We start from the raw sequence: 7023 nt of genomic DNA on the forward strand, positions 1-7023 counted from the left end.
GTCCGGGTCCCGGCGGGCGTCGCGGCCCGCCGCACCGCGCCGGGCCGGGCGGGCCGGATCCGCGTGCGTGCATCACCCATCGACCCATCATGACGATCCGGACACCGACCCCGAAAGCACTTTCGGGCACGATCGGTCGCCCGCCGGGCCGGTTCGGGGCAGGCCCGGTTGGTCGGGGAGGTCCGGGTCAGGGCAGCACGACGACGCCGACGGTGCCGCCGGGGGCGACCCGCTGGCCCGGGCCGGGCGACTGGTTCCAGATCCGGCCGTTGTCGCCGCCGAAGATGGACGTCGTGTCCAGGCGCAGGCCGAGATCGTCCAGCGTCCGTTCGGCGTCCTTGACCCGCAGGTCGGACAGGTCGGGCACGGTGACCGCGTTGGACGGCACCAGGAACACCGCCGCTCCGGTGCGGTCCACCCGGGCGCCGGGACCGGGGTCGCTGCGCAGGATGTCGCCGGCGTCGATGTCGGCGTCGAACGCCGGGTCGCCGACCGTGACCGAGAATCCGGCCGCCCGCATCGCGGCGACCGCGTCCTTGGTGGACCGGCCGCGGACGTCGGGGACGGTCACGGAATCGGCGACCGTCAGGTCCACCGCGCTGCCCCGGGACGCGGTCGCGCCGACCGTCGGGCTCGACCGGAGCACGGTGCCCGGGTCGGACCGGGCGTCGAACGTCTTGGTCACCTGGCCGACGGTGAAGCCGGCGTCGGTGAGCAGCCGCTGCGCGTCGGCCAGCGACCGGCCGGTGACCTGCGGTACCACGATCGGCCGAGGGCCGGCCGACACGATCACCGACACCGGAGCGCCGACGGTCAGCGGGGTGCCGGCCGGCGGGTCGGTGCGCAGCACGGCGCCGACCGGGACGGCGTCGTCGAATTCCTGGTCGGTGCTGACCACCGCGGTCAGGTCGGCGTCGCGGAGGGCGGCCGTCGCGGTGCCGGTGTCGGTGCCGGGTTTGATGTCCGGCACCGTGGGGCGGCCGGCGGAGACCACGAGCGCGACCTCGCTGCCCCGCAGTTGGTCGACCCCGGCGTCCGGGTCGGTCCGCAGGACGACCCCGGCCGGCACCGTGTCCGAATGTCCGGTGCTGGTGCGGGGGACCAGCCCGGCGTCGCGGATGGCCGCCTCGGCCTGCGACTGGGTCAGTCCCGCGGTGGCCGGCATGGCCGCCCACCGGCCGCCGAGCCACCACCCGCCGGCGGCCGCGATCAGGCCGAGCAGCAGGACGGCGATCAGGGCCATCAGCCAACGCTTGCGCCGGCGCCGCCGCCAGGCCACGGTCGGGTCGACCGGCTGCGGCGGGCGGGCCTGCACCGCCGTCGGGGGTGCGGTCGAGGCCGCCGCCGAGCCGGCCGCGGCCGGCTCGGCGGCATCCGGACGGGGTCCGGGTTCGGTGTCCGGCCCGGCGCCCAGCACCCGGGTCCCGGTGGGGGCGGGCGGGGCATCGACGGCGACCGGCCCCCCGGGTGCCGGCCCCGGGCGGCGGCTCCGCGGCACCGGCACCGGGACGCTCGGCAGGGCCAGCGTCGAGGCGATGTCCCGGAGCTCGGCCAGGAACGCGGCGGCGTCGCGGGGCCGGTCGTCGGGTGTGCGGGAGGTGGCCGCCACCACCAGGTCGTCCAGCGGCGCGGGCTCAGACCCGATCCGGCTCTACGGCGGCTGGACGTCCGAGTGCTCGTGCTGGTAGGCCACCGACATGGTGTTGTCGCCCTCGAACGGGGGTCGTCAGTTTAGCATCTCGAACTCGACGATGCCGGCCGCGTAGACGTCGGTGCGGGTGTCGCTCACCCCGGTCGCGACCTGCTCGGGGGAGAGGTAGGCGACGGTGCCCAGGATGACGTCGCCGGTGGCCATGGTGTGCGAACCGACCGCCCGGACCAGGCCGAAGTCGGCGATCTTGACCGCACCGCGGGCCGACAGGAGCACGTTCTCGGGCTTGACGTCGCGGTGCACCAGCCCGGCCGCGTGGGCGGCGGCCAACGCGTCGAGCAGCGGGTCGAGGATGGCGACCACGACCGGGACGGGCAGCGGTCCGCGCTCGCGGATCAGGTCGCGCAGGGTGCCGCCGTCGACCAGTTCCATCACCAGGAAGACCCGGTCGCCGTCCTGGCCCTGGTCGTAGACCCCGACCACCCCGGGATGGCCGAGGGAGGCGGCCAGCCGGGCCTCCCGCTCGAACCGGCTCAGGAAGGCGGGGTCGGACACGTACTGCGGGCTCATCACCTTGACCGCGACCGGCCGGTCCAGCCGCAGGTCGACGCCGCGGTACACGGTGGACATGCCGCCGCGCGCGATCATCGCGCCCAGCCGGTACCGACCGTCGAGCACGGTGCCGCTCGTCAGGCCGGTGAAGACGTCCACAAGCGTCGATTATCCCGGCCGCCGGTCGATCGCCATTGACGGTCCGATTTGCCGGGAGTATCCAGGTCGGATGATCGCGATGCGCTGCGCGGCCCGGTTCGACGGCGAGTCCCTGATCGACGGCCCGGCGACCGTCCTGATCGACGGCCGCACCATCGCCGGTGTCGAATCCGGGCATGCCGATCCCGGCGTGGACGTCGAGGTGATCGATCTGGGCGACGCGACCGTGCTGCCCGGGCTCATCGACACCCACGTGCATCTGGTGACCGACAGCGTGCCCAACGCGCTGGACCTGGTCGAGGACTACTCCGACCAGCAGATCGACGCGGTCGTCGACCGGGCTCTGGCCGCGCACCTGGCGGCGGGCGTGACCACGGTGCGCGACCTGGGCGACCGCCGGTTCGTCGTGGTCGACCGGCGGGACCGGCAGCGGCGCGGCGGGTCGCCGGGGTCGCCCGCGGGCCCGGAGCCGACCATCCTGGCTTCCGGCCCGCCGCTGACCTCGTCCCGCGGGCACTGCTGGTACCTGGGGGGCGAGGTGGACGGCCCCACCGAGATCGAGCTGGCGCTGGCGGAGCGCATCGAGCGCCGGGTCGACGTGGTCAAGGTGATGGCCAGCGGCGGGATGGCGACGACCGGCACGGACGTGATGCGGCCCCAGTTCACGCTCGACGAGCTCCGGCTGATCGTGGATCTGGCCCACGACGCGGGGCTGCCGGTCACCGCGCACGCGCACGCGCTGGCCGCGGTCGAGGTCGCGGTGGCCGCCGGGGTGGACGGGCTCGAGCACTGCAGCTGCCTGACGCCGCAGGGCCCGCGGATGCCGCCGGAGCTGCTGACGGTGCTGGCGGCCCGGCAGATCCCGATCGGGGCGGCGCTGATGGTCCCGCCGCCGGCGTCGTACGAGCACGCGCCGCCGAACATCAGGAAGGTGATGGCCCAGCTCGGCGTGACCCCGGAGCAGATGCTGGAGCTGCGGCGGGCGGCCACCGGACGGATGCACGCGGCCGGGGTCCGGTTCGTCGGCGGGTCGGACGCCGGCATCAACGACTTCATGGCCCACGGCCAGATGCGCAGCGGCCTGGACTTCCTGGTCTCGGCCGGCGCGACCGTGCCGCAGGCGCTGGCCGCCGGCACCTCACTGGCCGCGCAGGCCTGCGGGTTGGGATCCCGGAAGGGGTGGTTGCGCGCGGGTTTCGACGCGGATCTGATCGCCGTGGACGGGCGGTTCGCGGGCGACCTCGGGCCGCTGGGCCGGGTGCGTCAGGTCGTGCTGGGCGGCGAGCTGGTCGCGACCGGCGCCCGCTGACCGGTGCGCCGGGCCAGCATCAGGAACACCCACTGCCCGGCGAACCCGGCCAGGAGGGGCACCCACCACAGCGCATCACTGCCGGTCGCGACGACGATCAGGCCCACCACGCTGGTCAGGGCCAAGGCCGTGCCGGTGATCCACCACCAGCGCGCCCGCTCGGTCGGCATCGGGTTGGTCGGCCGGCGCACCAGCTCCGGGTGCCGGCGCAGGACGACGACGGTCGCGGCCGCGCTGATCAGGTTGAGAACCAGGATCACCGCGAACGCCCAGATGAAGAAGGTGGACAATCCGGGCAGGCGGCCGCCGGCCCGGGCGTCGCGCACCGTCATGGCGATCATCGCCGTGGAAAACGAGCCGTAGCCCAGCGTGGTGGCCACGACGCCGGGCACCGTGCGGCCGGCCAGCCACCACGTTCGCCGCTTCGGCTGGGCGGTCGTCGTTCCGCGATCCGGCGGCGTCGTCATCGGTTTCCCCCTCGCCCGGCGCAGCGGTACCCGGTCGAAGCCCGGTCCAATCGCAGGTGCGTTTCCGCGGGAACGCTGCCCTCATGTTTCCGCGGGAACGCCGTCCTGACGTTTCCGCGGGAACGCCGCCTGCCGCCGGTCTGGCCGGTGCGGCCCGGGCGAGGGGCCGGTGGCGTAGGGTTCGCCGATCCGTGCCATCGTCAAGGAGGACCCATGCCCGGTCGGTCGCGGTTCAGCTGGCCGGTCGCCCCGGCGCTGGCGGCGGTGCTGATCCTGTCCGCCTGTGGCGCCGGCGGGTCGACCACGACACCGGCCCCGTCCCCCTCCGCCGCGTCGTCGTCCGCGTCGGCCAGCTCGTCGGGCGGCTCATCGGCACCGGCGTCGAGCCCGGCCGCGGCCCCGGTCCGGCTCGACGACGCGACCCGGGCCCGGCTGCAGGCGAGTTTCGAGCAGACGTTCGCCGCCGCCACGGTTGACGGCGTGCCGACCCCCGGTGCGATCGCCTACGTGTCCGTCGGCGACCAGGAGTGGACCAGCGCGCTGGGTGTATCCGACGTCGACACCAAGGCGCCGGTCGATCCGGCCGGGCACGGCCGGATCGGCAGCATCACCAAACCGATCGTCGCCAGCGCGGTGCTGGTGCTGGTCGATCAGGGCAAGCTGTCGCTGGACGACCCGCTGGCGAAGTACATCCCGGGCATCGCCAACGGCGACCGGATCACCGTCCGGCAGTTGCTGTCGATGTCGTCGGGGGTGTGGAACTACACGACCGACCAGCAGCTGGTGGACACGTTCGCCACCGCCCCGATGACGCCGTGGACGATCGACCAGACGATCGATCTGATCCGGTCGCACCCGGCCGATTTCGCGCCGGGGGAGAAGGTCGCCTATTGCGATTCGAACTACGTGCTGCTCGGCCGGATCGCCGAGCTCGTCACCGGGCAACCGGTCAGCGAGGTCGTCCGCACCCTGGTCACCGAACCGTTGGGACTGACCGGGACGCGGATGCCGGCCGACGACCAACCCGGGGTGCCGGATCCGGGCATCGGCAGCTACCAGCCGATCAACGGGCAGCCGGCGGCGATCCCGGATCTCAACCCGACCTTCGCCTGGACGGCCGGGGCGGCGACGTCGACCGTGCCCGACCTGGCCCGGTTCGCCCGGGAGGTGACCGACGGGTCGCTGCTCTCGCCCGAGCTGCAGGCCCAGCGATTGGCCACGACCACCTTCACCGGCATCCCGCTCGACGTCGGGTACGGGCTCGGGGTGCTGAACATGAACGACCTGATCGGGCACAACGGCGATATCACCGGCGGTGGCGGCACGATGCTCCGGCTGCCCGCCGAGGACGCCACCTTCGTCGTGCTGGTCAACCTGTCGACCAACGCGGAGAACTCGTCCGGGGCGATCGCCAATGCGCTGATCGACGACCTGTACCCCGGCCGGACGGTGTCCCGCTAGCGACGCGGCGACCGCGCCGGCCGGGTGAGCCGACCGGGTCAGTCCAGCGGGATGTCCAGCACCGAGGCGATCGTGCGGACGACGCCGTTGTCGTTGTTCGACGGGGCGACGAAACGGGCCCGCTCGTGCAGCAGCGGGTGGGCGTTGTGCATCGCGAACGCGTAGTCGGCGGTGTCCATCATCTCCAGATCGTTCAGGAAGTCGCCGAACACCATCGTCTGCGCGGGGGTGATGCCCAGCGCGGACTGCAGCGCGGCGACGGCCCGGCCCTTGTTGGAGGTGCGGGTGTTCACGTCGAGCCAGTTCTCGCTGGAGACGACGACCTTGTGGCTGGCCAGGAACTCGGTCAGGTGCGGCAGCGTGCCGTGCTCGGCCGACCCGAAGTCGTAGACGGCGATCTTGAGGACCTCGTCGTCGATGACCGTGGTCAGGTCGTCGACGACCTCCAGCCGGGCGTAGTACCGGTCCACCTGGTCGAAGAACGCCGGGTCGGACCGCTCGATGTAGGCCGACCGCTTGCCGCACACGAGGATGCCGCCGTCGATGCCGGTCTGGATGCCAGAGCCGCCCGCCGCCCGCAGCGTGCGCACGATGCGCAGCGCGTCCTCCCGGCGCAGGCAGTCCGAGCTGACCTCCTGCCCGCCGCGCATCACGAGCGAGCCGTTCTCGGCGATGAAGACCATGTCGGCGGCGAGGTCGGCGAACTCCCGCTCGAGGGTGTAGTACTGCCGGCCGCTGGCGGGGGCGAACAGAATGCCGCGGCGCCGCAGCTGCTCGACCAGCGGCCAGAAGTCCGGGTGCAGCTCCTTGGCGTCGTTGAGCAGCGTGCCGTCCATGTCGGTGACGATCAGCCGGATGTCGGGGGTGTGGTCGAAGACGGGGATCGGCGCGCTGGTGGGCTCGGCGAGCAGCAAAATGTCATCCTCTGATTTGTTCACTGGTTGTCCGCAATGATGGACGGGTCCGGTGTCCATGGGGTTGCCGGAGTGTGACGCAGCTCAGCATCATGGGCTCATGGGGTGGTTCGACGCGGTCCGGGCGACGCCGGCCGAGCGGTCCGAGGCGCGGGCCGGGGACGGGATCGTGCCCCGGCCGGACGTCGTCATGGACCGGGCGTTCACCGTCTCCGGGACGCCGGAGTCCGTCTGGCCCTGGATCGCGCAGCTGGGCAAGCGCCGGGCGGGCTGGTACCTCCCGCGAGCCGTCGAGCGGGCGATCCCGCGGGGGCGCCGGGCCCTGCGTCGCCTCGACCCGCGCTGGACGGCGCCGGCCGTCGGGCAGGTGATCCCGGACTACGGCGGGCGGCACGAGACGTTCACGGTGGCGCAGGTGGACGCGCCGCAGCGCCTGGTCTACCGGTCCACCCGCGGCCGGATGGCGCTGAGCTGGTCGATCGTGCTCCGCGGGGACGACGTCGCGGGAGT

The 7023-nt window shown here is 73.4% G+C and carries 7 protein-coding genes; 3 read left to right on the forward strand and 4 right to left on the reverse strand.

Translation table 11 applies throughout. From position 1 onward, the window contains the following. Positions 1 to 187: 187 nt before the first annotated feature. Together ACOJUF_RS08980 and ACOJUF_RS08985 are read right to left on the reverse strand one after the other, a co-directional pair. Positions 188 to 1609 (reverse strand): PASTA domain-containing protein, encoded by a 1422-nt coding sequence (locus ACOJUF_RS08980; protein WP_420121519.1) that lies wholly within the window; start codon positions 1607 to 1609, stop codon positions 188 to 190. A gap of 117 nt (positions 1610 to 1726) precedes the next feature. Continuing rightward, positions 1727 to 2362 (reverse strand): protein kinase domain-containing protein, encoded by a 636-nt coding sequence (locus tag ACOJUF_RS08985; protein ID WP_420121520.1) that lies wholly within the window; start codon positions 2360 to 2362, stop codon positions 1727 to 1729. Between the two features lie 70 nt (positions 2363 to 2432). Here ACOJUF_RS08985 and ACOJUF_RS08990 point away from each other — a divergent pair, with 70 nt between their 5' ends. After that, the gene (locus tag ACOJUF_RS08990) at positions 2433 to 3671 is read left to right on the forward strand and encodes an amidohydrolase family protein (protein ID WP_420121521.1); all 1239 of its coding nucleotides are present in this window, start codon (positions 2433 to 2435) and stop codon (positions 3669 to 3671) included. Here the strand turns inward: ACOJUF_RS08990 and ACOJUF_RS08995 are convergent. Further along, positions 3626 to 4138, reverse strand: coding sequence for a hypothetical protein (locus ACOJUF_RS08995; RefSeq protein ID WP_420121522.1), 513 nt, complete (start codon positions 4136 to 4138; stop codon positions 3626 to 3628). The genes ACOJUF_RS08990 and ACOJUF_RS08995 overlap by 46 nt on opposite strands. 213 nt (positions 4139 to 4351) lie before the next feature. Between ACOJUF_RS08995 and ACOJUF_RS09000 the strand changes: the two genes are divergently transcribed. After that, a complete protein-coding gene (locus ACOJUF_RS09000; protein WP_420121523.1) occupies positions 4352 to 5599 on the forward strand; it encodes a serine hydrolase domain-containing protein in 1248 nt (415 codons plus the stop codon). A 38-nt stretch (positions 5600 to 5637) separates the two neighbouring features. On the opposite strand, the gene ACOJUF_RS09005 is transcribed toward ACOJUF_RS09000, so the two are convergent. After that, complete coding sequence (locus ACOJUF_RS09005) at positions 5638 to 6537, reverse strand: Cof-type HAD-IIB family hydrolase (RefSeq protein ID WP_420121524.1); 900 nt, start codon at positions 6535 to 6537, stop codon at positions 5638 to 5640. 76 nt (positions 6538 to 6613) lie between these two features. Between ACOJUF_RS09005 and ACOJUF_RS09010 the strand changes: the two genes are divergently transcribed. After that, a partial coding sequence (locus tag ACOJUF_RS09010; RefSeq protein ID WP_420121525.1) for a hypothetical protein occupies positions 6614 to 7023 on the forward strand: 410 nt, incomplete at its 3' end.

The sequence above is a fragment of the Nakamurella sp. genome (assembly GCF_048594475.1).
Taxonomy (GTDB): Bacteria; Actinomycetota; Actinomycetes; order Mycobacteriales; family Nakamurellaceae; genus Nakamurella.

Excerpts from the sequence above, each read along its gene's own strand:
- ACOJUF_RS08990 (WP_420121521.1), top strand. The coding sequence starts at position 2,433 with ATGATCGCGATGCGCTGCGCGGCCCGGTTCGACGGCGAGTCCCTGATC.
- ACOJUF_RS08995 (WP_420121522.1), bottom strand. The coding sequence starts at position 4,138 with ATGACGACGCCGCCGGATCGCGGAACGACGACCGCCCAGCCGAAGCGG.
- ACOJUF_RS09000 (WP_420121523.1), top strand. The coding sequence starts at position 4,352 with ATGCCCGGTCGGTCGCGGTTCAGCTGGCCGGTCGCCCCGGCGCTGGCG.